Below are 237 nucleotides of genomic sequence, written 5' to 3' on the forward strand. Positions count from 1 at the left end.
GCCGGCGAGCAGTTTGCCCTCCAGGGTTTCGTTGGAATCGAACACGTCGTAGATCACCTTGATCCCGCTTTTCGCCTGGAAGTCGACGAGAGTGGTCTCGCCGATGTAATCGGTCCAGTGTAGACGCTGACGGTTGGCTGGGCCTGCGCAACGGCGCTGAACAATAACGCCAGGGCGACCGGCACCACGGATTTCAATAGACGCATTCGACACCTCTTTTGATTGTTGGATTTTTCA

Annotated in this window: 1 pseudogene; it reads right to left on the bottom strand. The window is 55.7% G+C overall.

Going from position 1 to position 237, the window contains the following annotated elements:
• Nucleotides 1-206: pseudogene (locus WLY71_RS31075) on the bottom strand (polyamine ABC transporter substrate-binding protein); the annotation flags it as partial.
• Nucleotides 207-237: the final 31 nt, after the last annotated feature.

The sequence above is a fragment of the Pseudomonas rossensis genome, from assembly GCF_039888995.1.
Classification (GTDB): Bacteria; Pseudomonadota; Gammaproteobacteria; order Pseudomonadales; family Pseudomonadaceae; genus Aquipseudomonas; species Aquipseudomonas rossensis.